General features: G+C 64.0%; 20 protein-coding genes. 7 read left to right on the top strand and 13 right to left on the bottom strand.

Annotation, left to right across the window (positions count from 1 at the left end; genetic code table 11):
- Positions 1-31: 31 nt before the first annotated feature.
- On the bottom strand, positions 32-958 hold the full coding sequence (gene ispH, locus XH98_RS25915) for a 4-hydroxy-3-methylbut-2-enyl diphosphate reductase (RefSeq protein ID WP_271620314.1): 927 nt from the start codon (positions 956-958) through the stop codon (positions 32-34).
- 462 nt (positions 959-1420) lie between these two features.
- Between ispH and XH98_RS25910 the strand changes: the two genes are divergently transcribed.
- Positions 1421-4009 (top strand): MMPL family transporter, encoded by a 2589-nt coding sequence (locus XH98_RS25910; protein ID WP_271602320.1) that lies wholly within the window; start codon positions 1421-1423, stop codon positions 4007-4009.
- On the opposite strand, the gene XH98_RS25905 is transcribed toward XH98_RS25910, so the two are convergent.
- Positions 3977-4609 carry a DUF2147 domain-containing protein gene (locus tag XH98_RS25905; RefSeq protein ID WP_271602319.1) on the bottom strand — a complete coding sequence of 211 codons (633 nt, stop codon included), beginning with the start codon at positions 4607-4609 and terminating at the stop codon, positions 3977-3979. The two genes, XH98_RS25910 and XH98_RS25905, sit on opposite strands and share 33 nt — an antisense overlap.
- A gap of 142 nt (positions 4610-4751) precedes the next feature.
- On the opposite strand from XH98_RS25905, the gene hpnO reads away from it, so the two are divergent.
- Positions 4752-6143: an aminobacteriohopanetriol synthase HpnO gene (gene hpnO / locus XH98_RS25900; protein ID WP_220003766.1), complete on the top strand. Its 1392-nt coding sequence runs from the start codon at positions 4752-4754 to the stop codon at positions 6141-6143.
- Between the two features lie 135 nt (positions 6144-6278).
- On the opposite strand, the gene XH98_RS25895 is transcribed toward hpnO, so the two are convergent.
- The 6 genes from XH98_RS25895 to XH98_RS25870 form a co-directional block, all read right to left on the bottom strand.
- Positions 6279-6887 (bottom strand): hypothetical protein, encoded by a 609-nt coding sequence (locus tag XH98_RS25895; protein ID WP_271620313.1) that lies wholly within the window; start codon positions 6885-6887, stop codon positions 6279-6281.
- Positions 6888-6958: 71 nt separating this feature from the next.
- Entirely contained in the window at positions 6959-7723 is a 765-nt protein-coding gene (locus XH98_RS25890; protein WP_271620312.1) for an anti-sigma factor family protein, read from the bottom strand.
- Complete coding sequence (locus tag XH98_RS25885) at positions 7720-8268, bottom strand: sigma-70 family RNA polymerase sigma factor (RefSeq protein ID WP_271620311.1); 549 nt, start codon at positions 8266-8268, stop codon at positions 7720-7722. Before XH98_RS25885 ends, XH98_RS25890 begins: the two co-directional genes overlap by 4 nt.
- A gap of 139 nt (positions 8269-8407) precedes the next feature.
- A complete protein-coding gene (locus XH98_RS25880; protein WP_271620310.1) occupies positions 8408-8737 on the bottom strand; it encodes a cupredoxin domain-containing protein in 330 nt (109 codons plus the stop codon).
- Positions 8738-8761: 24 nt separating this feature from the next.
- Complete coding sequence (locus XH98_RS25875) at positions 8762-9706, bottom strand: metallophosphoesterase family protein (RefSeq protein ID WP_271620309.1); 945 nt, start codon at positions 9704-9706, stop codon at positions 8762-8764.
- Between the two features lie 174 nt (positions 9707-9880).
- On the bottom strand, positions 9881-11500 hold the full coding sequence (locus XH98_RS25870) for a GMC family oxidoreductase (protein WP_271620308.1): 1620 nt from the start codon (positions 11498-11500) through the stop codon (positions 9881-9883).
- A 201-nt stretch (positions 11501-11701) separates the two neighbouring features.
- Here XH98_RS25870 and XH98_RS25865 point away from each other — a divergent pair, with 201 nt between their 5' ends.
- Complete coding sequence (locus XH98_RS25865; RefSeq protein ID WP_271620307.1) at positions 11702-12874, top strand: M20 aminoacylase family protein; 1173 nt, start codon at positions 11702-11704, stop codon at positions 12872-12874.
- A 77-nt stretch (positions 12875-12951) separates the two neighbouring features.
- Here the strand turns inward: XH98_RS25865 and XH98_RS25860 are convergent, their stop codons facing one another.
- From XH98_RS25860 to XH98_RS25850, 3 genes are all read right to left on the bottom strand, one after another.
- Positions 12952-14574, bottom strand: coding sequence for an inorganic phosphate transporter (locus tag XH98_RS25860; RefSeq protein WP_271620306.1), 1623 nt, complete (start codon positions 14572-14574; stop codon positions 12952-12954).
- 104 nt (positions 14575-14678) lie between these two features.
- Positions 14679-16121: a UdgX family uracil-DNA binding protein gene (locus XH98_RS25855; RefSeq protein WP_271620305.1), complete on the bottom strand. Its 1443-nt coding sequence runs from the start codon at positions 16119-16121 to the stop codon at positions 14679-14681.
- Positions 16121-17356, bottom strand: a complete 1236-nt coding sequence (locus tag XH98_RS25850; RefSeq protein WP_271620304.1) for a putative DNA modification/repair radical SAM protein — start codon at positions 17354-17356, stop codon at positions 16121-16123. The genes XH98_RS25855 and XH98_RS25850 overlap by 1 nt, the downstream gene beginning before the upstream one ends.
- Before the next feature lie 160 nt (positions 17357-17516).
- Here XH98_RS25850 and XH98_RS25845 point away from each other — a divergent pair, with 160 nt between their 5' ends.
- Genes XH98_RS25845 through XH98_RS25835 form a run of 3 tightly spaced genes read left to right on the top strand, consistent with a single transcriptional unit; the run spans position 17517 to position 23249 of the window.
- Complete coding sequence (locus XH98_RS25845; RefSeq protein ID WP_271620303.1) at positions 17517-18305, top strand: ImuA family protein; 789 nt, start codon at positions 17517-17519, stop codon at positions 18303-18305.
- On the top strand, positions 18202-19797 hold the full coding sequence (locus XH98_RS25840; RefSeq protein WP_271602307.1) for a Y-family DNA polymerase: 1596 nt from the start codon (positions 18202-18204) through the stop codon (positions 19795-19797). Before XH98_RS25845 ends, XH98_RS25840 begins: the two co-directional genes overlap by 104 nt.
- Entirely contained in the window at positions 19794-23249 is a 3456-nt protein-coding gene (locus XH98_RS25835; protein WP_271620302.1) for an error-prone DNA polymerase, read from the top strand. Before XH98_RS25840 ends, XH98_RS25835 begins: the two co-directional genes overlap by 4 nt.
- 146 nt (positions 23250-23395) lie before the next feature.
- On the opposite strand, the gene XH98_RS25830 is transcribed toward XH98_RS25835, so the two are convergent.
- Positions 23396-24166 (bottom strand): SDR family NAD(P)-dependent oxidoreductase, encoded by a 771-nt coding sequence (locus tag XH98_RS25830; RefSeq protein ID WP_271620301.1) that lies wholly within the window; start codon positions 24164-24166, stop codon positions 23396-23398.
- Between the two features lie 201 nt (positions 24167-24367).
- Positions 24368-24655, bottom strand: a complete 288-nt coding sequence (locus XH98_RS25825) for a hypothetical protein (RefSeq protein WP_057753013.1) — start codon at positions 24653-24655, stop codon at positions 24368-24370.
- Between the two features lie 54 nt (positions 24656-24709).
- Between XH98_RS25825 and XH98_RS25820 the strand changes: the two genes are divergently transcribed.
- On the top strand, positions 24710-26104 hold the full coding sequence (locus XH98_RS25820; protein ID WP_271620300.1) for a CoA transferase: 1395 nt from the start codon (positions 24710-24712) through the stop codon (positions 26102-26104).
- Positions 26105-26128: the final 24 nt, after the last annotated feature.

The following is a 26128-nucleotide window of genomic DNA, read 5'->3' as shown; positions in this document are numbered from 1 at the left end:
CGTTTCTTTCTGGGCTTGAAATTCGGGTAGGTCAGCTTGCAGCCAGCTCGGCCGGAAGCCTGAATTCGATGTTTTCCTCGCGGCCGGGAAGTACCGAGACCGTCACCGGTCCGATCCGCCGCAGCGCTTCGATCACGTCATCCACCAGCACCTCGGGCGCCGAGGCGCCGGCCGTGAGGCCGACGGACCTCGCACCTTTCAACCACTGCGGGTTGAGCTCGCTTCCATCGGCGATCAGATAACTCGCGACGCCGGCCTCGGTGCCGATCTCGCGAAGCCGGTTCGAATTCGAGCTATTGGCAGCGCCCACCACCAAGATCACGTCGACCAGCTTGCTCAAGTCCCTTACCGCAGATTGGCGGTTCTGTGTCGCATAGCAGATATCCCGGATGTCTGGGCCTTGAATATCTGTAAATTTGGCCTGAAGGGCCTCGATGATGCCCTTGGTGTCGTCGACCGACAGGGTGGTCTGGGTGATGTAGGCCACTGGCGTATCGGCAGGCAGCGTGAGGGCCTTGGCTTCCTCGACGCTCTGGACCAGCAGAACCGGGCCGGGGACCTGGCCCATCGTGCCCTCGACCTCGGGATGGCCGGCATGGCCGATCAGGATCAGGGTACGGCCCTTGGTGATGTAGCGCTTCCCCTGATTGTGAACTTTCGTGACCAGGGGGCAGGTGGCATTCAGCACCGGCAGGTCGCGGGCGGCAGCCTCCTCCTCGACGCTGCGGGCGACGCCATGGGCACTGAAAACGGTCACGGCCTTCGGCGGAACTTCAGACAGCTCCTCGACGAAGATGGCGCCCTTGGCCTTCAGGCTCTCGACCACGTATTTGTTATGCACGATCTCGTGGCGCACGTAGACCGGCGGGCCGTATTTCTCCAGCGCCCGCTCTACGATCTCGATCGCGCGCACCACACCGGCGCAAAAGCCGCGCGGCTGCGCTAGATAAACTTCCATTGGACGCCCATCACGCAAGTTGCACCAATCCGCTTCATTGTCCCCGGCGGCACCCCGATATGGACCCATGCTGCAATATCCGCACCATCGGTGTCGCAACCGCGGTAACTGCCCACCCCCATCGGGGGCCTGGTCGCATGCAGGCACAGCACTTTGTGTCAAAAAATCGGCAATAAGGAAAGGTGGGAATGAGCTGCTGGTTCCCGGCAGTGCCGGTCAAGGTATTATAGTAGTTGGCCTACAAGAGCCGGACAGCGACGTTTGTGCCCACCCCCTCCGTCACTTTGCCGCCTCAAGTCTCCGGCTATACCGGCCGTCCCGCATGATTTTGCCACGGTTTCCCGGCGTTCACATCGAACCTTGTTCCGCTGAGAACCACTCAAAACAGCAATAGGTTTCGCTCCGGAACTCCGATAAACAGCGGGCGTTTCCGGCAAGCTGTTAACACCAGAAAGAAAATACGTGCTGCAAAGCGTAGTCGTTGCCATCGTCAGGGCCTGCACCCGGTTTGCCTCCCTCGTCGTCGTTCTCGGGCTCCTGCTGGCGGTGGGGGCGGGCTATTACACGTCCAAGCACTTTGCCATCAACACCGACATCAACTCGCTGATTGCCCAGAATCTGGACTGGCGCCAGCGCGATCAGCAGTTTGACCGAGCCTTCGATCGCGACGCCACGATCCTCGCGGTTGTTGAGGCCAGGACGCCGGAGATGGTAAACGCGGCGGCGAAGGCGCTGTTTGCCAAGCTCAAGGACGACAAGACCCACTTCCAGTCGATGCAGCAGCTTGGCACCGGCGAGTTCTTCGAGAAGAACGGCCTGTTGTTCCTGCCGACCGAGGAGGTCGCCAAGATCACCAGCCAGTTCGAATCCGCAGCGCCCCTGATCGAGATCATGGCCGGCGATCCCTCGATCCGCGGCCTGACCGGCGCGCTGGAGACCGGGCTTGCCGGCGTCAAGCGCGGCGAGGTCAAGCTCGACAGCACCGAGCGGCCGTTCAACCAGATCGCACAGACGGTCGAGACCGTGCTCAACAAAGGCAATGCGGTCTTCTCCTGGCGCGAGCTCGTCAGCGACGAGCCGCTGAAGGATTCCGACAAGCGTGCCTTCATCGAGTTCAAGCCGATCCTCGACTACAACGCGCTGGAGCCCGGCAAGGATGCCACCGATGCGATCCGCAAGGCGGCGGCGAACCTCAATTTCCCAACCAAATACCAGGCGCGCGTGCGGCTGACCGGCCCAGTGCCGATCGCCAACGAGGAATACGCCACCGTCCAGGAGGGTGCTGTCGTCAACGGCGTCGGCACGGTGCTCGTCGTGCTGTTCATCCTGTGGCTGGCGCTGCATTCGGCCAAGATCATCTTCGCCGTGTTCGTCAATCTCTTCGTCGGCCTCGCGATCACCACCGCCGCCGGCCTCATGATGGTCGGCTCGCTCAATCTGCTGTCGATCGCGTTTGCCGTGCTGTTCGTCGGCCTCGGCGTCGATTTCGGCATCCAGTACAGCGTCCGCTACCGCTCGGAGCGTTACAAGGTCGATGATCTCCGCAAGGCGCTGGTGCTTGCCGCCAGACGCTCCGCGATCCCGCTGTCGCTCGCTGCGATGGCGACCGCAGCCGGCTTCCTCTGCTTCATCCCGACCGATTACAAGGGCATCGCCGAACTCGGCCAGATCGCCGGCGTCGGCATGCTGGTGGCGTTCATCTCCTCGATCACCGTCCTGCCGGCGCTGCTCAAACTGCTCAACCCGCCCGGCGAGAAGGAGCCGGTGGGCTACGCCTTCCTGGCGCCGCTCGATCATTTCCTGGAGAAGCACCGCGTGTTGGTCGTCGGTGGCACGCTGCTGCTCGCGGTCGCCGGCCTGCCGCTGCTCTATTTCATGAAGTTCGACTTCAACCCGATGAACCTGCGCAATCCGCACGCGGAATCGATCGCAACATTCCTCGACCTGCGCAAGGATCCAAACACCGGCGCCAACGCCATCAACGTGATGGTCACGTCGGAAGAGCAGGCCCAGCAAGTTGAGGCGAGGCTCGAAAAGGTCCCGGAAGTATTGCGGGTGATGTCGCTCAACAGTTTCGTGCCTGAGGACCAGGAGCCCAAGCTGAAGCTGATCGCGCAAGGCGCCAAGGTGCTGAACCCCGCGCTCAATCCGGACCAGGTCGATGCAGCGCCGTCGGACCAGGAGAACGTCGAGTCGCTGAAATCCTCGGTCGGGAATCTCCGCCGGACCGCGGGCGACGCCAAGGGGCCCGGTGCGGTTGCCTCGCGTAGGCTCGCGGACGCCCTGGAGAAGCTCGCCAACTCGGATGAAGCGACCCGCAACAAGGCGCAGGATGTGTTCGTTACGCCGATGAAGATCGTGTTCGACCAGCTCAGAAACGCGATGCAGGCCGGGCCGGTGACCCTGAACTCATTGCCACCGGATCTCGTCAGCGCCTGGAAGAGCAAGGACGGCATCATTCGCGTCGAGGCCCAGCCCAAGGGCGATCCGAACGACAACGATACGCTGCGCAAGTTTGCGGCAGCTGTGCTCGCTGCCGAGCCGACCGCAATTGGTGGACCCGTCTCGATCCTGAAATCCGGCGACACCGTGGTGAACGCCTTCATCCATGCCGGCATCTATGCGCTGCTGGTGATCGGCCTGTTGCTGTGGATCACGCTCCGTCGCATTGTGGATGTGCTGATGACGCTGGTGCCGCTGTTGGTTGCAGGTGCAGTGACGCTCGAGATCTGCGTGTTGATCGGCCTGCCGCTGAACTTTGCCAATATCGTCGCGTTTCCGCTGTTGCTCGGCGTCGGTGTCGCGTTCAAGATCTACTATGTCGTCGCGTGGCGGTCCGGCAGGACAAACCTGCTTCAGACCAGCCTGACGCGCGCGATCTTTTTCAGCGCGCTGACGACGGCGACGGCGTTCGGCAGTCTGTGGCTGTCGAGCCATCCGGGCACGTCCAGCATGGGCAAGCTGCTCGCACTTTCTCTGGTGACGACGCTTGCCGCAGTGCTGCTGTTCCAGCCGGCCCTAATGGGCAAACCCCGCAATCTCAGGGAGTAGGCAGATGTCGCCGACCGGGTCAGTGGCGCCTTTCTGACCCGGCTTCGCCGCGGCCGCACTCTTCGGAGCGGCCGCCGTCGGCGCAGGTGCCGCGGCAGCCGGCGCTGGCGCAGACTTGGGCGCTGCACCGGTGGTTTTTGGCGGGCCCTTGGCCATGGCGTTGGCGGTGCTCGGGGGGATCGGCGGACCAACGCGGGTCCAGGTCTCGCCGCCGCACAGGAAGCCCAGCACGCAACCCTTGATCTCGAGCTGGTCGGTGCCATTTGGCGTGATGGTCGCACTATACATCTGACCATCCTTGGCGTTGTAGACCTGACCTTCCCATTGCTCGGCGCCGGGCGTCTTCTTCATGTTGATCAGGGTCGCCATGCCCAGTGTTGGCCTGTTCTTTTTTGAGGCATCCGGGTTGTTCTCGTCGCGGCCGCCAGGCTGTTTTTCCCAGGAAACCGCGCCCCACATGCTGTCATTGCATTGCGCGACACGGATATTGGCGACGCCGTCGGCGACCCGCCAGTCGCCGGTCGGATCCGCGGCAAGTGCAGGTGTCAGGCCGGCGTAACCACCTGCCAGTATAATTCCGGTGTAAATGGCCAAACGCATATGTGTTCCTCGGCAGTGCAACATGGTCTAAAGCTGTGCTTGCGAAGATGGTCCGAAAAAGGGCAAAAGGCCGCACAGACCCTTTTCCGTTTGCTGACCGTTTTCAGTTGACGAAGCGGCCCTCAACCGAAGTATGTAGCGGATGAACAGTCCAAATCCAGACATGTCCCAGTTGTTCGCGGACCGTCAGGCCCAGCGCAGCACCCTGCATAATCGGTACCTGAACGAGCAGTTCGTCCGGGTTCTCAAGACCATCGGCTACGACGTCGGCTTCCAGAAGGGGCAGGGGCAGTACCTCTACGATCGCGAGGGGGCACGCTATCTCGACCTCTTGTCCGGCTTTGGCGTGTTTGCGATCGGGCGCAATCATCCTGTCATGCGCGAGGCGCTCAAGAGCGTGCTTGACGCCGATCTGCCCAATCTCGTTCAATTCGACGTCTCGACCCTGGCCGGCGTGCTCGCCGAGCGGCTCCTCAAATATGTTCCCTATCTCGACAAGGCCTTCTTCGCCAATTCCGGCGCAGAATGCGTCGAGGCCGCGATCAAGTTCGCGCGCGGCGCGACCGGGCGCCCCGGCATCGTCTATTGCGCCCACGGCTATCACGGCCTGACCTATGGCGCGCTGTCGCTGACCGGCGATTCGAACTTCCGTACCGGCTTCGAGCCGCTACTGCCGGGTTGCACCTCGGTTCCGTTCAACGATCTCGCCGCACTCGAGAAGGCCCTGGCCTCGCGCGAGGTCGCTGCCTTCGTCGTCGAGCCGATCCAGGGCAAGGGCGTCAACATGCCCTCCGACGAGTTCCTGCCGGGCGCGGCCGCACTCTGCAAGAAATACGGCACGCTGTTCGTCGCAGACGAGATCCAGACCGGCATGGGCCGCACCGGCCGCTTCCTCGCGGTCGAGCACTGGAATGTCGAGCCCGACATGGTGCTGTTGTCGAAGTCACTGTCGGGCGGCCACGTCCCCGTCGGCGCCGTGCTGACGCGCAAGAGCATCTTCGACAAGATTTTTAATCAGATGGACCGTGCCGTGGTGCACGGTTCCACGTTCTCCAAGAACGACCTGGCGATGGCCGCAGGTATTGCCACTCTCGATGTGATGGAGTCCGAGAAGCTGATCGAGGCTGCCGCCAAGCGCGGCGCAGAGCTTCGCCTCGCGCTTACCCGCATGGTCCCCGGCTACGAGCTGATGAAGGAAGTGCGCGGCAAGGGCCTGATGATCGGCATCGAGTTCGGTCCGCCGAAATCGCTGCGCCTGCGCGCCTCCTGGAACGTGCTGGAGGCCGCCAACAAGGGCCTGTTCTGCCAGCTCATCACGGTGCCGCTGTTCAAGGATCACAAGATCCTGACCCAGGTCGCCGGTCACGGCAGCCACACCATCAAGCTCTTGCCGCCGCTCACCATCACCGAAGAAGACTGCAGCTGGATCGAGCGCGCCTTCGACGACGTGATCGCCGGCAGCCACAAGGTCCCCGGTGCGATCTGGTCGCTCGGCAAGACGCTGGTGGACAACGCGGTGCGACGGTCGGCGTAAAGCATGATCCGGAAAAGTGCGAAGCGGTTTTCCGAAAAGATCATGCTCAAACAATAACCTAAAGCGCGATCACGATTCATCCTGATCTCATCGCGCTTTAGGCCGTTCGCTCGGCCGCGTCAGGCCGTGTCCAGCTCAATGCGCAAACACCGTATTGAACATCGGCGAGACATCGTCGTTCTTCTCGATCGCGAGAATGGCGCGGCGTTGCGTTGCAAAGAGGATCGGGATGTCCATCCAGTCTTTGCTTCGGATCAGCAGCGAATTTTTGGACGCATCCTGCGGCACCGCGGACAGGCCGATCAGGAAATGCGCGTCGGCGACCCTCACCGAGAGCGCGGCAAGGGGCGCGCCCTTGGCCTGCTCGTTGGCCTTCATCAGGAGGCCCGGGACCTGTTTGATCCGACCGGCGGTGAAGCCTGGGCCAACCTCGATCTGCACCGTATGAGTGGCAGGCAACGCGGAATCGAAATTGCGTCGGATGGTGAGCGTCATTTGCAGTTTTCGCGAGGGTATCTCGACGGTGCCGCGTATCGTGACGTCGCCTGATGGCGCCGAGGCATCGGTCGTCGGTTCGACCTGCCAGGTGATCTGTCCCTCTACGCGGTGACCTTTCGGATCGCTCAGGTCTTCCTCGTAGAGGACGGCGCGCATCGTGGTGGCGAGTCCGTCCCGGGCTGCTGCCGGCCCGGATGCGGCGATCGTCCAGGCAAGGGCTGCAGCGAGAAAAAGAGCGCGGATCATGGCGTTGAATTAGCAGCGCGCCTCTGACCCCGCAATCGAAAGTTGTGATTGCGCCTCGTTATCGAGCGTTGCTACCCCTCGACATTCGCCTTCATCGCCGCCTCGAACTTGTCGACGAACTCGCTGAGCTCGTCGCCGCCGATGTCGCTGATGGCCCAGAAGTTCAGGCCGCGCTCGCCCCAGCGGCGGCAGTTGAAGCCCTGCATGGTCTGCGTCTTCGGTGGCCGATGCTCGGTGCTCGCGGTCTGCGACACGAACAGGTTGATGATGTGCTGCCGGCGCTTGTAGACGACCGCGCCGATGGCGCGCGCATCGATATAATCGAGCCGGCCGCCGACCAGCGTAAAGCCTTGCGCGGTGAGGTCGATCACCGGCGGGGCGACGTCGAGCTTGCCGTTGAACCACGGCTTCACCGTGTGCTGGTCGGTCGAGACCACGTCGATGAGATGGCCCGCCTGGAGCGAGCGCAGATGCGCGGAGACGACCTCCGAGAGGATGCGCTGCTGGTCGTCCTGGCGCAGCACGACAGCAACGACGCCTGAAGCGGCGAGTGCGGAGACCGCTGAACCCATCGCAAAGCCGCGCAGCACCGAGCGTCGGCTGGGCTGCGGCCGCGCTTGCGGGATCGACGCCTCGATACGAGTCCGGAGGCTGGCAGGCGCGCTGTAGCGCAGGTTGGTGTCGGCCAGTACGCGCTTCATCTCTCGCTGGGCCGCGAACTCGGCCGCGCAGGCCGGGCAGGCGGCGATATGAGCTTCGACCTCGCGGTCGTGGCCGGCATCAAGCTCGTTGTCGAGCAGCGCGTGAAGCAGGATTTTTGCTTCGTCGCAGGTCATTTCGAGTGCTCCTCTTCCGCCGCCCAGGCCGCGCGCAGCATGGCGCGGGCGCGGGCAAGGCGGGACATCACGGTACCGACGGGGGCGCCAACGGCTTCGGCAATTTCACGATAGGACAGGTTGTTGATCTCCCGCAGCACGAAGGTTTCCTTGAACGGCTCGGCGAGCGCGTCGATCATCTTGCGGATGGCGCCGGCGTCGCGAGTGCGTAGCACCTCGGTCTCCGGGCTCGCCTCGCTCTCCTGCCACATCGGCGTCTGGTCGGCCGCGCCCGGCGTATCCTCGATCGCGGCGTGCGAATGCGCGCGCCTGGCATATTCGGCGTTGCAGACATTGCGCAGGATCGCGAACAGCCACGGCTTCATCGCCGGGCCGCGATAGCTGTCAAAGTGCTTCAGCGCGCGCAGATAGCATTCCTGCACCGCGTCCTCCGCGTCGGAGGCGTCGCGCAGGAGATAGCGTGCGAGCGTGTAGACGTCGTCAAGATAGGGCAGTGCCGCCTCGCGGAAGCGCTGCGCCTTCTGGAAATCGTCGCTGACGGGCATCGCCTCTCGCTTTGCCTCTTGCTGCGTTTGGTCCGTCGTTTCGTGTTTCGCGTCGTTTTGGGGCCTGACCGAAGGCGCGCGAGCCCGGCCGGTGTGCGACCACCGGCCGGGCAAGACAGAGATGCCTTGGTTGGAGACGTTACTCAACCTTGATCATCCCGGTCATGTGCGGGTGCAACGAACAAAAATACTTGTAGTCGCCCGCGTCGGTGAAGGTGAACGTGAACTTGTCGTCGGTATCCAGGGTTTTTGACCGGAACTTGCCGGCCGACACCACTGTGTGCGGGATGTCGTCCCGGTTGGTCCAGGTCACGGTCGTGCCGAGCTTGATGTTGAGCTCCGGCGGTTGGAAGACGAAATTGTCGATATGCACCTCCATGGCGTTGTCGTCGGCACGGGCGGTCGTGACGGGGAGCAGGATGGCCGCGGCCACAGCGACGGAAAAGTCGCGGCGATTGAGTGTCTTCATGGTCAGCTTCTCTTCAACCTTGGATCAACCTTGGAGCGGCGTGTCGATGATGGCGAGCCGCTGCTCGTTCTGCTTGAAGTTGACGCTGGCGACCCCGAGCATCGATCGGAGCTTGGCGTCCTCGACCTTCATCGGCCCGGGCGAGGCGGCGGTGCCGGGCGCCGGCTGCGGGAAGGCGGTGGAGCGCGCGGTGTGGAAGGTGACGTTGCCCTCGACTTTCTGCATCACCTGATGGATGTGGCCGTTGAGCACGGTGACCGAGCCGAAGCCCTTGACGTATTCGAGCGCGCGGCCGCCGTCCTCGGTGCCCCAGCCCCATTCCGGATAGACGGTCCAGAGCGGGATATGGGCGAACAGCACGATCGGCGTCGACTTCGACTTGCCGCGGAGATCGTCCTCGAGCCAGGCGAGCTGCTCGGTGCCGAGATTGCCGAGACCGCCGGCCTTGAGATCGACGACGTTGACGAGCCCGATGAAGTGCACGCCGCCGGCATCGAAGGAGTACCATCCCTGTCCCTTGGTGCCGCGGCCGTAACGATCGCGATAGAACTTCACCTCCTCGTCGAGGAAGTCATGCTCGCCGGGCACGTAGTGCACATCCAGCTTGGACTGCGAGATGATGCGGTCGGCATTGTCGAACTCGGCTGCCTTGGACAGATGGGTGATGTCTCCGGTGTGGATCATGAACGACGGCTTGGCCGGCATCGCATTGATCTTGCCCACGGCTTCCTCAAGCGTGCCGAGCGCATTGGGATTCGCCGGCTTGTCGAAGCCGACATGGCTGTCGCTGATCTGGAGGAAGGTCATGCCGGGCGCGGCGGCAGTTGCAGCCTCAGCGGAATCGATGATGCCAAGCGAGCGCGGCACGCCGCCGGTGATGGTCCAGAGCACCCCGGTGCCGGCCCATGTCATGCATTCGAGCACCTTGCGCCGGCTGACGCCGTCGTCCCCGTGATCGTGTCTGCTCATCGCAACGTCTCCTTTGGCCCGGGATTGGGCTTCGGGGAGGTGATCGGGGGAGGGGCCGGTTTATTCCTGGGAGCGATGACGTTTTCGTGATGTGAGATCACATAAGCCGGGCGCGGGACAAGGGAGGTGAACGGGGCCGATGGAAATGCGCTGGCTGATCATGATGACGGGAGGCTACTTCGCATCCTCCAAAATCATCGCGGCTCCCTTCTCCGCGATCATCGCCGTCGGGGTATTGGTGTTGCCCGAGGTGATCGTCGGCATGATCGAGGCATCGACGACGCGTAGGCCGCCGAGGCCATAGAAGCGCAGGCGTTCGTCGACCACGGCCATGGGATCGTTCGCCGCTCCCATCTTGGCCGTGCCGACGGGATGGAAGATGGTGGTGCCGATGTCGCCGGCGGCTTTTGCCAGCGAGGCGTCGTCGTCTCCGACGGTGGGTCCGGGCAGATATTCTGTCGGTCGATATTTCGCCAGCGCCTTCTGCTGCATCAGGCGGCGCGTGGTGCGGATCGCGTCGGCGCCGACCTGGCGGTCGTCGTCGGTCGACAGATAGTTCGGCGCGATGATCGGCTTGTCGTCCGGGCTCGCCGAGCGCAGCCGCACGGTGCCGCGCGAGGTCGGCTGGAGATTGCAGGCGCTGACCGTGATCGCCGGGAAGCGGTGCAAGGGATCGCCGAACTTGTCGAGCGACAGCGGTTGCACGTGGAACTGGATGTTCGCGCGCGCGCGCGTTGCGTCAGACCGCGTGAAGATGCCGAGCTGCGACGGCGCCATGGTCAGCGGGCCACGGCGGCGGAAGGCATAGTCGAGACCCATCAGGCCGCGGCGGAACAGATTGTAGTAGGTCTCGTTCAGGGTTCGCACGCCCTCGACCTTGTAGATCGCGCGCTGCTGGAGGTGGTCCTGCAGATTGCGCCCCACGCCGGGCTTGTCCATCACGATGTCGATGCCGAGCGGCGACAGCCAGTCGGCCGGCCCGATGCCGGAGCGATGCAGCACCTGCACCGAGCCGATCGAGCCCGCGGAGAGGATCACCTCGCGTTTTGCACGTGCCTCGACGATCTCGCCGTTCTGGAAGAAGCGCACGCCGACGGCGCGGCCCTGTTCGATGATCAGGCGGTCGACCAGCACATGCTTTTCGAGCCGAAGATTGCGACGCCTCAAGGCCGGCTTGAGGAAGCCGCGCGCCGACGACCAACGCCGGCCGCGCTTCTGGTTGACGTGGAAATAGCTGGTGCCCTCGTTGTCACCGGTGTTGAAGTCAGGAATGCGCTTGATGCCCATCTCCTCGGCTGCATCGCCGACGGCGTCGAGAACATCCCAGGACAGCCGCGGCGCCTCGATGCGCCAGCCGCCGCCGGCGCCGTGATGCTCGCTGGCGCCGAGGAAGTGGTCTTCCAGCCGCTTGAACAGCGGCAGCACGTCATTGTAGCCCCAGCCGGTCATGCCGAGCTGGCGCCAATGATCGTAATCGGCAGCCTGGCCGCGCATCGAGATCATGGCGTTGATCGCCGAGCAGCCGCCGATCACCTTGCCGCGGGGATAGGCGAGCGAGCGGCCATTCAGGCCTGGCTCGGCCTCGGTCTTGAACATCCAGTCGGCGCGCGGATTGCCGATGGCAAAGAGGTAGCCGACCGGAATGTGGAACCAGATCCAGTTGTCGTCACCCCCGGCCTCGAGAATGAGGACGCGGTTTGCGGGCTCGGCCGACAGCCTGTTGGCGAGGATGCAGCCGGCCGTGCCGGCGCCGACGACGATGTAGTCAAACTCACCTTCGAGCCGCCTTGGCATTCCGCTTCCCACCCGAACGGCGTCATGCCCGGGCTTGTCCCGGGCATCCACGCGCTTTCTGTCCTAATAGGCAGACGTGGGTGGCCGGGACAAGCCCGGCCATGACGAGAGGACAGGGCTACCCTCGATCTGCGGCAGTTAGGTGGACTGGCGCTTGCATGGTAGACGGGCTTGTATTTTCAACAGAGCTCGAGATCCTCCATGCCCATCGTGAACCGCGTCGCCGACCTTCAACCCGATATCCAGGCCTGGCGGCGGGACATCCACCAGCATCCCGAGCTGCTGTATGACGTCCACCGCACCGCAGCATTCGTGGCGGATCGCCTGCGCGAGTTTGGCTGCGACGAGGTTGTGACCGGCATTGGCCAGACCGGCGTGGTCGGCGTGATCAAGGGCAAGAAGCCCGCCGGCGAGGGGCTCAAGGCGATCGGCATGCGCGCCGACATGGACGCGTTGCCTGTCGACGAGCAGACCAACCTGCCTTACGCCTCGAAGACGCCGGGCAAGATGCACGCCTGCGGCCACGACGGCCACACTGCGATGCTGTTAGGGGCCGCGCGCTATCTCGCCGAGACCCGCAATTTCGCCGGCGACGCCGTCGTGATCTTCCAGCCGGCCGAGGAGGGCGGCGCCGGCGGAGCGGCGATGGTCAAGGACGGCATGATGGAGCGCTTCGGCATCGAGCAGGTCTACGGCATGCACAACGGCCCTGGCATTCCGATCGGCTCCTTCGCGATCCGGCCCGGCCCGATCATGGCGTCGACCGACGAGGTCGATTTCATGATCGAGGGCCTCGGAGGCCATGCCGCGCGTCCGCACAAATGCGTCGATTCCGTTCTCGTGGGCGCGCAGCTGATCACCGCCTTGCAGTCGATCGTCTCGCGCAGCGTCGATCCCCTTGAATCGGCCGTGATCTCGATCTGCGAATTCCACGCCGGCAATGCCCGCAACGTCATTCCGCAAACGGCGACGTTGCGGGGCACGATCCGCACGCTGACGCCTGATGTGCGCAAGCTGGTCGAGAAGCGGGTGCGCGAAGTCGTGGCGGGCGTCGCCCAGATCACCGGCGCAAAGATCGACCTGCACTACAAGCGCGGTTATCCCGTCGTGAATAATCACGCCGCGCAGACCGAGGTAGCGATGCGCATCGCGAGGCAAGTCGCGGGCGATACCAATGTGGTGGAGATGTCGCCGATGATGGGCGGCGAGGATTTTGCCTACATGCTGGAAGCGCGCCCCGGTGCCTTCATCTTCTGCGGCAACGGCGACAGCGCCGGCCTGCATCACCCCGCCTACAATTTCAACGACGAGGCGATCGTGTTCGGCACGTCCTACTGGGTCAAGCTGGTCGAGGAACAGCTCGCAGCGTCATGACGCGCTGAGCTGAGGCACAACCGGAAAGGGCACATGCATCGCACGGGCCCTTTTTGTTGGCATGTGAGTCTCGCGGCTCAGAACACGTGCGAGAACAGGTAGTACAGCACGCCCGAGATGATCATCGCGGCCGGCAGGGTCAGCACCCAGGCCATGGCGATGTTGCGGATCGTCGCCCATTGCAGGCCTGAGCCGTTGGCGGCCATGGTGCCGGCGATGCCTGATGACAGCACGTGGGTGGTCGAGACCGGCAGGCCGTAGACGTCGGCGGCGGCAATGGTGGCGGCCGCGGTGATCTCGGCGCAGGCGCCTTGCGCATAGGTCAGGTGCGTCTTGCCGATCTTCTCGCCGACGGTGACAACGATGCGCTTCCAGCCGACCATGGTGCCGAGACCAAGCGCGATGGCGACGACGATCTTCACCCAGCCGGGGATGAACTTCGTCGCGCTGTCGAGCGAGCCCTTGTAGGCGTTGAGCACGGCGACGTCGGCGGCGCTGAGCTCGGCTTCCTTGTCCTTCATCAGGAAGCGCAGCGCTTCCGATGCGAGGTACATGTCGTTGCGGGTGTTGCCGACGAGGTCGGCGGGCACCTTGGCGAGCGAACCGTAGGTGCTCACCTGCTTGGCGATGTCGCGCACCAGCACGGCGAGCGATGGGAACGTACCGCCAGTGACCTCGCGCTGCGCGACAAAGTTGGTCACGGCCGGTCGCGGATTGCCGATCACGCTGTAGCCGGCCGCCTTGCCCTCGATGATCCTGCTGGCGGCTTCCGAGTTCTGGATGAACGCGGCGATCTGGCTTTCCGGCAGCGCGCGGTTGAGCGCATAGGCGGTCGGCACCGTGCCGATCAGGATCAGCATGATCAGACCCATGCCCTTCTGACCGTCATTGGAGCCGTGGAAGAAGCTCACCAGCGTGCAGGTGAGGATCAGGATGCCGCGAATCCACCAAGGCGGCGGCTGGTCGCCCTTCGGCTCGCCGAACAGAGCGGGCGTGGCGCGCAGCAACACGGTGCGCAGGATCAGCAGCAGGCCGGCGGCGAGCGCGAAGCCGAACAGCGGCGACAGCAGCAGCGCCTTGCCGATATTGGTGGCCTGGGTCCAGTCGACGCCGGAGGTGCCGCTGCGGCCATGCAGGACCGCGTTCATGATGCCGACGCCCATGATCGAGCCGATCAGGGTGTGCGAGCTCGAGGCCGGCAGGCCGAAATACCAGGTGCCGACGTTCCAGATGATGGCGGCGATCAGCAGCGCGAACACCATCGCGAAGCCCGCGCTGGAGCCGACCTGGAGGATCAGTTCGACCGGCAGCAGCGAGACGATGCCGAACGCGACCGCGCCCGAGGACAGCAGCACACCGAACAGGTTGAACATGCCGGACCACACCACGGCGAGGTGGGCGGGCAGCGAGCGGGTGTAGATCACGGTCGCCACGGCGTTGGCCGTATCGTGGAAGCCGTTCACGAACTCGAAGCCGAGTGCGATCAGGAGCGCGACGAAGAGCAGGAGGAACGGAGCGAAGGTCTTGACCTGGGCGCCGGAGGCATCGACGTCGACCCAGATGCTGTAGGCGACGAAGAGCAACGCGGCGGCGATCACGCCCATGTAGATCACGCCGGTGAGCGGATGAAATCCACGATTGAGGTCTGGCCCCTTACTCAAGGCAGGCTCGATCGAGCCCGGCAAAGCAACGTCACTCATTGGAAATTCTCCTGTCCCAAGGCCCCGATTTTGCGCGCGGCATGTGACAGGCGGTTGAAAAGGCGGGAGTTCTCTACGGCCTGTTGCTGCGCATCGGAGCCGCGTCAGGCGGCGCGCGGGGCTTTCTTCTGCAACGCGGCGGCAATCTTCAGGTCTTCGACAAAGCGCTGATATTCCATCGCCTTCGCCTCGGGATCAGGTAACCGCAGCAAATAGGACGGATGCACCGTCACCAGAGCCTTGCGTCCGTCGGTGAGGTCTATGAGCCGGCCGCGGGTCTTGCCGATGGGCGTGATCTTGCCGAACACGCTTTGCGCGGCGGTCGCGCCCATCGCAACGATGAGATTTGGCTGGACTGCCGAAACTTCCCGCTCGTACCATTGCCTGCAGGCTTTGATTTCTGGTGTTGCCGGCTTCTGGTGCAGGCGGATCTTTCCGCGCGGCACGAATTTGAAGTGCTTCACGGCGTTGGTGACATAGACCTTCTTGCGGTCGACGCCGGCCTCCGCAAGCGCGCGGTCGAGCATCTGGCCGGCCGGGCCGACGAAGGGATGGCCGGCGAGGTCCTCCTTGTCGCCGGGCTGCTCGCCGACCAGCATGATGGTGGCGTTCTCAGGGCCTTCGCCGAACACTGTCTGCGTCGCATTCTTGTAGAGCGGGCAGGCGCGACAATGCGCAGCCTCTTCGCGAAGCGTTTCGAGATCGTCGGCGGCAGGTTTACGTTTCATCGGAGCCTCCGGCCGTTTCTGAGGCTTGTGCGGATCGGTTGCGGCGTTGGCGATCATGGCGCCGGTCATGCGCTCGGCGTCCTCGATCAAGGGCTTAATGATCGAAGCCTCGGGCAGGTTCCTCCAGTATTTTTTCGGCATCTCCGTCTGCATCGCTTTCACCTTCAGGCGTGCCGGATTGAAGATGCTGGCGTAATAGCGCCGCCAGGTTTCCTCCAGCCGGTCTTCGCCCGGTGCTTCGCTCTTGCTCACGCCCGGCGTGAACGAGAGCGCATGGCCGTCCCAATGCGCGCAGAGATCGGGCGTCAGGATCGACCAGGGCATGTCGGCAAAGCGTCTTGCGAAGAAGGGCGCCGCGAGCTCGACGATGTGATGTTCCGGCTCGAACCAGGCGACGTAATGGGCGTCGCGCTCGCGGCCGATCTCGCGAAAGCGTACGAAGGCGTGCATCTTGTGCTCGTCGCGATGGACCGCGCGTGCCATCGCCGTGACCAGCGCAACATCAGGATCGGTCGCGACCTCGATCAGATCGTGATTGTCCTTCAGCCGCCAGAGCAGCCGATAGAGGATCGCAAAGCGCTCGCGATCGCGATGCAGGATTGCCGATTTTGCGAGATCGACGAATTTGCCTGATACATTGAACGTGCCGTCATTCACTTCGAGGATCGGCGACGGTGCGGGCGGCGCAAACAACTCCGCTTCGCCGCCTTGCACGGCCCAGGTGACGTCAGTGGGCCGCACATGATGAAGCACGAGGCTGCGGGCGGCTTTGCGCCAGCCGTCGAAATCGGTTTCGCTGTCGAGGGTCATGTACTGCATCAGAATCCAAACCCCAATTGCGTTGCTTTCGGCTTGAATCGTTCGATCAGTCCGGCAGCATCGAGACGATGCGGCGAAGGGCGGTGATCGCTGAGAATGATGAACGGCAGCGCCTTGTGCCTGGGGACGTGCAGCCGCGCCAGGTCGGAGAGGCGGATCGTGGTGGTGCGCCGCGTCGCGATGATGCGCTCGACCGCCTTGGTGCCGAAGCCCGGCACCCGCAGCAGCTCCTCGCGGCTGGCGCGGTTGACGTCGAGCGGGAAGCGGTCGCGATGGCGCAGCGCCCAGGCAAGCTTCGGATCGATATCGAGCGACAGCATGGCGCTGTCGTCGACGATCTCGCCGACGTCAAAGCCGTAGAAACGCATCAGCCAGTCGGCCTGGTAGAGCCGGTGCTCGCGCAGCAAGGGCGGCTGCACCAGCGGCAAGGCGCGGCTGGCATCGGGGATCGGGCTGAAGGCGGAGTAGTAGACGCGCCGCAGCCGGTAGGAGCCGTAGAGATTGGCGCTGGTGTGGAGGATGGTGTGATCGTTCGCGCTGTCGGCGCCGACGATCATCTGCGTGCTTTGGCCGGCCGGCGCGAAACGCTGCGGTCTTGCCTTTGTTTTTTCGTTACGGCCTTCCTCGGCCTCGTCGAGCTTCAGCCGCAGCCGGCCCATGGTGCGGCGGATCGCGCGCACGTCTTTCTCGGGCGCGAATTGCCGCAGGCTCGCGGCTTCAGGCATCTCGATGTTGATGGAGAGACGGTCGGCATATTTGCCGGCCTCCGCGATCAGCGCATCGTCGGCCTCGGGAATGGTCTTGAGATGGATGTAGCCGCGGAAGTGATGCTCCTCGCGCAGCTTTCGCGCGACGCTGACCACTTGCTCCATCGTGTAGTCGGGGCTGCGGATGATGCCGGAGGAGAGAAACAGTCCCTCGATGTAATTGCGCCGGTAGAAATCGAGCGTCAGCTTGACCAATTCGTCGATGGTGAAGCGGGCGCGCGGCACGTTGGAGGAGGCGCGGTTGACGCAATAGAGGCAATCGTAATTGCAGGCGTTGGTCAGCAGCACCTTGAGCAGCGAGATGCAGCGTCCGTCCGGCGCGTAGGAATGGCAGATGCCCATGGCCGGCGCAGTCGAGCCCATGCCCTTGCCGTCGCTGGAATCCCGCTTCTCGGTGCCGCTGGAGGCGCAGGAGGCATCGTACTTGGCGGCATCCGCGAGAATTTCCAGCTTGCGTTGTATGTCCATGTTTGAATCTCTTTGATTCCGCTCATGAATCTTTGGCGCGCCAATTCGATTGACTCTTCGGCTGCCGTTAGCTTTATATTAGAACATATCATGAACAAATGAGCCAGCCGTTGGTTCTTCTTTTGAAAGCCACGGCATCAATCTTTGAGGAGCGGCGAGCATGAGCGGCGCACGCATGAGCGCGCTTGCGGCCTTGCGCAGCCAGATCGAACGGATCGAGACGGCGGAGGTCGTGCATCACCACGACCGCGTCGCGCTCGGTCACGGCGAAGTAGACCGCGCGCTGAAAGGCGGGCTCGCGCGCGCGGCGATCCACGAGGTGTTTTGCGAAGGGCGCCAGGGCGCGGCCGCGGCCGGCTTTGTCACCGGGCTTGCGGGCCGCGTCACGACGCAGCGGCCGCTATTGTGGGTGCGGCAGGATTTCTCGGAGATCGAGACCGGCGCGCTGTCGATGAGCGGGCTCGCCGAGCTCGGCCTCGATCCGCGCCGCGTGGTGATGGTGCGTGCGGCTGACGTGGAGAGCGCGCTGCGCACCTCGGCCGATGCGCTCGCCTGCGATGCGCTCGGCGCCGTCGTGCTCGAGCTCTGGGGCGAGACCAGGCAGTTCGACCTGGTGGCGAGCCGCAAGCTGACGCTGGCTGCGCAAGGCTCAGGCGTCACCGGCCTGTTGCTGCGGATGGCGGCGCAGCCGCTGCCGTCAACCGCGGAGACGCGCTGGATGCTGCGCGCGGCGCATTCACCGCCAGGATCGGTTTGGGATGTCTGGGGCGCGCCGCGCTTCGATGTCGAGCTGTTGCGCAATCGTCATGGCCCGTGTGGCCGGTGGATCATGGAATGGAAATGTGATGAGCGCCAGTTCAGTGAACCGTCGGCGTATCCTCAGCCTGTGGCTGCCGCGCCTGCCCATCGACCGGATCCAGCGCTTCTTCAGCAGCGCCGGGCTGGGTAAGAATAACAATGAGCCGAACATTGTCGTCATCAAGGACGTCAATGCATTGGTAATCCATGCGCTGGACGAGGCCGCAGAGCGCCTCGGCCTGTATATCGGCCAACCGCTGGCCAATGCGAGGGCGATGTGCCCAGATTTGAAAGTGTTCGACGCCGATGTCGTGGCTGATGCGAAGACGCTCAGCGACATCGCCGATTGGTGCGACCGCTTCACCCCGCTGGTGGCGCTCGATCCGCCGCATGGGCTGTTCCTTGATATCACCGGCTGCGCGCATCTGTTCGGCGGCGAGGCTGCCTTGTTGCAGACGCTGGTCCGGGCGCTCGGTCGACAAGGCTTTGCCGTCAGTGCGGCCATCGCCGGCACGTCGGTCTGCGCGCGCACGCTGACGCGGCAGGCCACGGGCAGCATCGTTGCCGATGGCGAAGAGGCGGCGGCGATCGACCGGTTTCCGGTGTCCGCGCTCGGTGCGGACGAAGCGATCACCACCGGCCTGCGCCGCGCCGGCCTGAAAACCATCGGCGATGTCGCATCGCGCAACGCCTCCGAAATCACGGCGCGGTTCGGCGCGCGGTTTTCCACGCTGCTCGCGCATGCGCTGGGGCAGGGCGATGCGCCGATCAGCCCGCGCAAGCCGCTGCCCGATTACATCGTGGAAAAACGCTTTGCCGAGCCGATCGCGACCGACACCATGATCGCGATGACGCTGTCGCGGCTCGCTGACACGTTGATCGCGTCCATGGAGAAGCAGGGCAAGGGCGCGCGGCGGCTGGAAGCTGCGTTCTTCCGCACCGACGGCGTGGTGCGCGCGATCATGGTCGAGACCGGGCGTCCGGTGACGCGAAGCGCCGTCATTGACCGGCTGTTCCGCGAACGGCTCGATGCGCTCGCCGATCCGCTCGATCCCGGCTTCGGCTTCGACATGGTGCGGCTGTCGGCGAGCCGCACCGAGATCGTGGTGCAGGAGCAGCGCGATCTCGATGCCCATGTCCATGACAATGACGAGCTCGCCGCGCTGATCGACCGCATTGCCGCGCGGATCGGCGGAAAGCGCGTCGTCGTGCATCTGCCGCAGGATACCCATATCCCCGAGCAGGCGGTGCTGGCCGCGCCAGCCCAGCATCATCTCGCTGCCGCCATGCAGGCCGAATGGCCAGATCGTGCCGAGGGCGAGCCGCCGCTGCGCCCCCTCAGGCTGTTCGACCAGCCGGAGCCGGTCAGCGTGCCGTTCGCGACCGTGCCCGATGGCCCGCCGCATCAATTCACCTGGCGGCGCGCGAAACATGCGGTGGTGCGGGTGGAAGGACCCGAACGCATCGCGATGGAATGGTGGCGGCAGGACGGCAAGCAGCTGACGCGGGATTATTTCCGCATCGAGGACGCCGAAGGCCTGCGCTTCTGGATTTTCCGCGACGGTCTTTATGAAGGGGAGGTGGTCGACGCCGACGGCGAGCCCGCTCCGCCTCGCTGGTATGTGCACGGTCTCTTCGCATGAACATTCCTGCCTATGCCGAGATCGGCATCACCACCAATTTCTCCTTCCTGCGCGGCGGATCGGATCCGCGCGCCTATGTGCATCAGGCCAGCAAGCTCGGCATTCCCGCGATCGGCATTGCCGACCACAACACGCTCGCCGGCGTGGTGCGGGCCTGGAACGAGCTCGGCAATGACAAGGTGCTGCACAAGCCAAAGCTGCTGATCGGTGCGCGCATCGTCTTCATCGACGGCACACCCGACATTTTCGTCTATCCGCGCGATCGCGCCGCCTATGGCCGGCTCTGCCAGCTCCTGACCCGCGGCAAGCGCGGCGACGACATCACCCGGATCGAGAAGGGCGAGTGCCATCTCGGCTTCGCTGATCTCTTGGAGTTTGCGGAAGGCCAGCTCCTGATCCTGACGCTGTCGCACCGGTTCGATGATGCGCAAGCGCTAGATGTGCTTGCAAAGCTGAAAGCAAGCCGCGCCGAGGGCGTGTGGCTGGCGGCGAGCCTGATCTATCGCGGCGACGATCGCCGCCGCCTGGCGCGGCTCGACGATCTCGCCGCCAAAGCAAAAGTGCCGCTGCTCGCGACCAACGAGGTGCTTTATCACGATCCCGGCCGGCGTCCCCTCCAGGACGTGCTCACCTGTATCCGGGAAAAGACCACGATCGAGGCGGTCGGACGCAAGCTGGAAGCCAATGCCGAGCGCTTTCTGAAGACGCCCCGCGAAATGGCGCGGCTGTTCCGTGATGTCCCAGAGGCGATCGCGGAGACCATGCGTTTTGCGGACAGGATCGAGTTCTCGCTCGACCAGCTCAGATACCAATACCCTGATGAGCCGGTGCCGCCGGGCAAGACCGCGCAGGGACATCTGGAGGATCTGACCTGGGCGGGCGTCGACAAATATTTTGGCGGCAAGATCGACGACAAGCTGCGTGCAACGCTCAAGAAAGAGCTCGCGCTGATATCGGAGCTGAAATACGCGCATTACTTCCTCACCGTGCACGACATCGTCCATTACGCGCGCAGCCAGAACATTCTGTGCCAGGGGCGGGGATCGGCGGCGAATTCGGCCGTCTGCTACGTGCTCGGCATTACCTCGGTCGATCCGACCAAGGTCGATCTGTTGTTCGAGCGTTTCATCTCCAAGGAGCGGCTGGAGCCGCCCGATATCGACGTCGATTTCGAGCATTCGCGGCGTGAGGAGGTGATGCAATATGTCTATCGCCGCTATGGCCGCCACCGCGCCGCGATCATCGCCACCGTCATCCACTACCGCCCGCGCAGCGCCATCCGCGACGTCGGCAAGGCGCTCGGCTTGACCGAGGACGTTACCGCTGCGCTCGCCGACACCGTCTGGGGCAGCTGGGGCAAGGGCCTCAACGACATGCAGGTCCGGCAGGCCGGGCTCGATCCACAAAATCCCATGATCAACCTTGCGGTCGAACTTGCGACCGAGCTGATCGAATTCCCGCGCCATCTGTCCCAGCATGTCGGCGGCTATGTGCTGACCCAGGACCGGCTCGACACCTATGTGCCGATCGGCAATGCGGCGATGGACGATCGCACCTTCATCGAATGGGACAAGGACGACGTCGATGCACTCAATATGATGAAGGTCGACGTGCTCGCGCTGGGCATGCTGACCTGCATCAGGAAATGTTTCGATCTGATCGACCAGCACAAGGGCAAGCGTTGGGTTCTTGCGACCGTTCCGCAGGATGACCCCAAGGTTTACGACATGCTGTGTGCCGGCGAGTCGCTCGGCGTGTTCCAGGTCGAGAGCCGCGCCCAGATGAACATGCTGCCGCGCCTGAAGCCGCGGACCTTCTACGATCTCGTCATCGAAGTCGCGATCGTGCGCCCGGGGCCGATCCAGGGCGACATGGTGCATCCCTATTTGCGGCGTCGGAACAATCTGGAGAAGGTGACTTATCCCTCGCCATCACCCGAGCATGGTCCCGCGGACGAGCTCTACAAGGTGCTGCACAAGACCAAGGGCGTGCCCCTGTTCCAGGAGCAGGCGATGCGCATCGCGATCGAGGCGGCGAAATTCACCCCCGAGGAAGCCAATGGCCTGCGCCGCTCGATGGCGACTTTCCGCAATGTCGGCACCATCGGCCAGTACGAGGAGAAGCTGATCGGCAACATGGTCGCGCGCGGCTATGATGTCAACTTCGCCAGAAGCTGCTTTGACCAGATCAAGGGTTTTGGCTCCTACGGTTTTCCGGAGAGCCATGCCGCGAGCTTTGCGCAGCTCGTCTACATCTCCTCGTGGCTGAAATATCATCATCCCGACGCATTCTGCTGCGGCCTGTTGAACTCGCAGCCGATGGGCTTTTACGCGCCTGCGCAGATCGTCGGCGATGCCCGCAAGAACGGCGTCGAGGTCCGTGAGATCGATGTGTCCTACAGCTTTGCGCAGAACACGCTGGAGAATACTGACGGCAGATATTGCGCGGTGCGTCTCGGCTTTCGCCAGATCGACGGCTTTCATTGGCTTGATGAGGATGAAGAGAGGCTGAAACGCTTGCAGCTGTCATTCCGGGGCACGCCACTTGGCGCGAGCCCGGAATCCATTGGACCGCATTTTCCTGGCGGAATGGATTCCGGGCTCGTCGCTGACGCGACGCCCCGGAATGACGGAGCAGGCGACTGGGCCGACCGCATCATCAAGGCGCGCAACCGCCGTCCCTTCACCTCGCTCGAAGACTTCGCCCGCGACACCGGTCTGCCCAAGCGCGCGCTGATCCTGCTCGCCGATGCCGACGCGTTCCGCTCGCTCGGGCTCGATCGCCGCGAGGCGCTGTGGCAGGTGCGACGCCTGCCTGACGACGTGGCGCTGCCGCTGTTCGAAGCCGCCACCGCGCGCGAGCAGCCGGACGAGCACGCAAAACCGCTCCCCGTGATGCCGCGTCCCGAACAGGTCGTTGCCGACTATCAGACCATCCGGCTGTCACTCAAAGGCCATCCGATGGAATTCCTGCGCGAGATGTTTTCGCGCGAGCGCATTGTCGCCTGCAAGGAGATCAGCCACGAGAACGAACGGCGGCGCGTTCGCTGTGCCGGCGTGGTGCTGGTGCGGCAGCGGCCGGGCAGCGCCAGCGGCGTCGTGTTCATGACGCTGGAGGACGAAACCGGCATCGCCAATGTCGTGGTCTGGCCCAAGGTCATGGAGCAGTACCGCAAGGAGGTGATGGGCGCGCGCCTCATCGAGGTTCAGGGCTACATCCAGAGCAGCCCCGAAAAGGTGACGCATCTGATCGCGCAGCGCATGATCGATCGCTCGCACGATCTGGTCGGCCTCGCCAATGATGCGCTGAGCCGCAAGCATCCGGTGCCATCAGGCGCGACTGTGGTCGAGCCGCTCAACGACGACCGGCGCGACCACGCCGATATGCCGGCGCAAAAAATCCGCCACCCCCGCAACGTCCGCATCCTGCCGCCGTCGCGGGATTTCCATTGAGGTGGGGCGCGGTGCTGCCTCACGCTCAGCTGCCGCAGGGTGGGCAAAGGCGCGAAAGCGCCGTGCCCACCGTTCTTCGTTTTCGTGGAAAGTGGTGGGCACGCTTCGCTTTGCCCACCCTACAAGTTGTTTCATGCCGCGCTTCCTTAAAAATTCACCCGGTTCGAGATCGCGCCATCCACGACGAGGTTCGACCCCGTCGTGAATCCCGATACCGGGCTTGCCAGAAACACCGCTGCGTTCGCGATCTCCTGCGGCGTTGCCATGCGCCCGGTCGGATTGCGCTTCATCGCGTCGTTGTAACGCTCGGGCATGTTCTTCTCGATCATCTCCCAGACGCCGCCCTTGAAATAGACCGTGCCGGGCGAGACGACATTCACGCGGATCTTCTTCTTGGCGTATTGCCGCGCCAGGCCTTTCGCCATGTGGATCAGCGCCGCCTTGATCGGGCCGTAGGAGCTGGCGAGATCGGCCTGCGCCGCCGAGATCGAGGAGATGATGACGAAGGCAGCATCACCGCTTCTCTCGCCGCTGGCCTCGAGGAACGGCCGTGCCGCGTCGAATGCATGCACGGCGCCGAGCACGTCGAGCCGGAAATTCTGCTCCCATGATGCGGGATCATGGCCTTGCGCCATCGCACCCGCATTGGCGAACAGCAGGTCGATGCCGCCAAGCTCTTTTGCCGCGCCCTCGATCCACGCCTTCAGCGCGGCGCCATCGGTGACGTCAACCGTGCCGCCGGTGGCGTTGATGCCGCTCGCCTTTAATTCAGTAACGATGGCCGCGACCTGCTCAGCATTGCGCGCGCACACCGCGACATTGCTGCCTTCACCGGCCAGCGTTGCCGCAATCGCCCGCCCGATGCCACGCGTGCCGCCGAGCACGATGGCGTTTTTTCCCTTGAGACCGAGATCCATGGTTTGGGATTCCTTTTTTGTTGATCGCAGGGAGCTTAGTTGTTTGAGCCAGGATGTCGAATTGGTTCTCGGTGTCATACCCCGCGAAAGCGGGGTATCCAGTACGCCGCGGCCTCGCGGTTCAATCACAACCGCCTCTGGAATACTGGATCATCCGCTTTCGCGGATGATGACACCGTGCGAGCCGGAACAGCGCTCCCCTCACTCCGGCGCGGCCCCCACCGGTGGGCCGCCGGGCGGACGGTGCAGGAAGGTCAGCGACGCAAAGGCGCCGACCCAGGAACCGATCGCAGCGAAGGCCACATAGACGGCGTTTTCGGTGTAGCTGATCACGGCATAGGAGGAGAGCAGGTACCAGATCGCGCTCCAGCTCGCGGCCGGCACGCGCTTGCGGGCGACGACGGCTGAGGTAAACATCACATAGACCGCGTCGGTGGCCGCCGTTGCGACGAACACGGCGCCTGCGGTGAGGGGATCGATGGCGGCCATTGCATTCCCTTTGTGCTAATGGGTGGTGATAAAAATTACGGGAGAGAAGCGGCCATGCAAAGCCCCGCCGACATTCTCAAAGACATCTGGACTTCCACCGGCGGAGAGCCTGCCGCGCTCGAACATATGCATCTGACCGGCGAGGAGCCGCAGATTCCGTCCTCGTTCCGTGTCGCTGTCGCCGGCCAAACGACAATCGCGGCCGCCGGTCTTGCCGCCGCCGAGATCTGGCGGCTGCGCAGCGGCGAGGTGCAGGAGGTCAGCGTCGACATGCGCCATGCCGTCGTCGAATGCCGCTCCGAGCGTTATCTGCGGCTCGACGACAAACCGCCTCCGCCGGCCTGGGACGCCATCGCCGGCGTCTACAGGACCGGCGACAACAGCTTCGTCCGCTGCCACACCAATTTTCCGCATCACCGCGACGCCGTTTGCAAGGTGCTTGGCTGTACCCCCGAGCGTGACAAGGTGCAGGCCGCGCTGCTGCAATGGAAAGGCGAGGACTTTGAGACCGCAGTCTATGCCGCTGGCGGCGTCGTCGCGCTGATGCGCTCTTACGACGAATGGTCGGCGCTGCCGCAGGCGCGCGCACTTGCGCAATTGCCGCTGATCTCGATCGAGAAGATCGGCGATGCCCGGCCGAAGCAATGGCCGAAAGGTGATCGCCCGCTCGCGGGTCTGCGCGTGCTCGATCTCTCCCGCGTCATCGCAGGGCCCGTCGCCGGCCGCACGCTCGCGGGACACGGAGCGGATGTGCTCTTGGTGTCGGGGCCGGAGCTGCCGGCGATTCCCTGGCTCACCATCGACACCGGCCGCGGCAAGCTCACCACCTTCATCGAGCTGAAGAGCGAGGCGGGCCGGGCGCAGCTGCGCCAATTGCTCAAAGACGCCGACATCTTCTCGCAAGGCTATCGCCCGCGCGCGCTCGCCAGCCTCGGCTTCTCGCCGGAAGCGGCCGCGGAGATCAACCCTGGTATCGTCTACGTCACGCTATCGGCTTACGGCCATGCCGGCCATTGGGACGGACGACGCGGCTTCGATTCGCTGGTGCAGACCACGACCGGCTTCAACCATGCGGAAGGCAAGGCCGCGGGCGTCGACGGTCCCAAGGAATTGCCGGCCCAGATGCTCGACCACGCCACCGGCTATCTGATGGCGTTCGGCGCAATGATGGCGAAGGCGCGCCAGGCCCGTGAGGACGGCAGCTGGCATGTGCGCGTGTCGCTGGCACAGACCGGTCGCTGGCTCTGGAATCTCGGCCGGCTCGAAAGCGGTCTCAATACCCCGGATCTTACGGGCGAGGCCGTACATGCAGCGTTCATGGAAAAGGTGTCATCTGGCTTCGGCACATTGCAGGCGGTGCGCCACTCGGCCGTGCTGTCGCGGACGCCGGCGCATTGGAGCCGCCCGGCGATGCCGCTCGGCAGCCATTCGCAGCAATGGCCGTGCTGAAGCTGACGTGAAGCTGACGTGTTG

This window comes from Bradyrhizobium sp. CCBAU 51745 (assembly GCF_028128715.1).
GTDB classification, from domain to species: domain Bacteria; phylum Pseudomonadota; class Alphaproteobacteria; order Rhizobiales; family Xanthobacteraceae; genus Bradyrhizobium; species Bradyrhizobium manausense.
Note: the sequence above shows the minus strand (reverse complement) of the source record. Positions and strands in the feature narration are given on the sequence as shown.

Coding starts and splice junctions, on each gene's coding strand:
- ispH (WP_271620314.1), bottom strand. CDS start 958: ATGGAAGTTTATCTAGCGCAGCCGCGCGGCTTTTGCGCCGGTGTGGTG.
- XH98_RS25905 (WP_271602319.1), bottom strand. CDS start 4,609: ATGCGTTTGGCCATTTACACCGGAATTATACTGGCAGGTGGTTACGCC.
- hpnO (WP_220003766.1), top strand. CDS start 4,752: ATGAACAGTCCAAATCCAGACATGTCCCAGTTGTTCGCGGACCGTCAG.
- XH98_RS25895 (WP_271620313.1), bottom strand. CDS start 6,887: ATGATCCGCGCTCTTTTTCTCGCTGCAGCCCTTGCCTGGACGATCGCC.
- XH98_RS25890 (WP_271620312.1), bottom strand. CDS start 7,723: ATGACCTGCGACGAAGCAAAAATCCTGCTTCACGCGCTGCTCGACAAC.
- XH98_RS25885 (WP_271620311.1), bottom strand. CDS start 8,268: ATGCCCGTCAGCGACGATTTCCAGAAGGCGCAGCGCTTCCGCGAGGCG.
- XH98_RS25880 (WP_271620310.1), bottom strand. CDS start 8,737: ATGAAGACACTCAATCGCCGCGACTTTTCCGTCGCTGTGGCCGCGGCC.
- XH98_RS25875 (WP_271620309.1), bottom strand. CDS start 9,706: ATGAGCAGACACGATCACGGGGACGACGGCGTCAGCCGGCGCAAGGTG.
- XH98_RS25870 (WP_271620308.1), bottom strand. CDS start 11,500: ATGCCAAGGCGGCTCGAAGGTGAGTTTGACTACATCGTCGTCGGCGCC.
- XH98_RS25865 (WP_271620307.1), top strand. CDS start 11,702: ATGCCCATCGTGAACCGCGTCGCCGACCTTCAACCCGATATCCAGGCC.
- XH98_RS25860 (WP_271620306.1), bottom strand. CDS start 14,574: ATGAGTGACGTTGCTTTGCCGGGCTCGATCGAGCCTGCCTTGAGTAAG.
- XH98_RS25855 (WP_271620305.1), bottom strand. CDS start 16,121: ATGCAGTACATGACCCTCGACAGCGAAACCGATTTCGACGGCTGGCGC.
- XH98_RS25850 (WP_271620304.1), bottom strand. CDS start 17,356: ATGGACATACAACGCAAGCTGGAAATTCTCGCGGATGCCGCCAAGTAC.
- XH98_RS25845 (WP_271620303.1), top strand. CDS start 17,517: ATGAGCGGCGCACGCATGAGCGCGCTTGCGGCCTTGCGCAGCCAGATC.
- XH98_RS25840 (WP_271602307.1), top strand. CDS start 18,202: ATGAGCGCCAGTTCAGTGAACCGTCGGCGTATCCTCAGCCTGTGGCTG.
- XH98_RS25835 (WP_271620302.1), top strand. CDS start 19,794: ATGAACATTCCTGCCTATGCCGAGATCGGCATCACCACCAATTTCTCC.
- XH98_RS25830 (WP_271620301.1), bottom strand. CDS start 24,166: ATGGATCTCGGTCTCAAGGGAAAAAACGCCATCGTGCTCGGCGGCACG.
- XH98_RS25825 (WP_057753013.1), bottom strand. CDS start 24,655: ATGGCCGCCATCGATCCCCTCACCGCAGGCGCCGTGTTCGTCGCAACG.
- XH98_RS25820 (WP_271620300.1), top strand. CDS start 24,710: ATGCAAAGCCCCGCCGACATTCTCAAAGACATCTGGACTTCCACCGGC.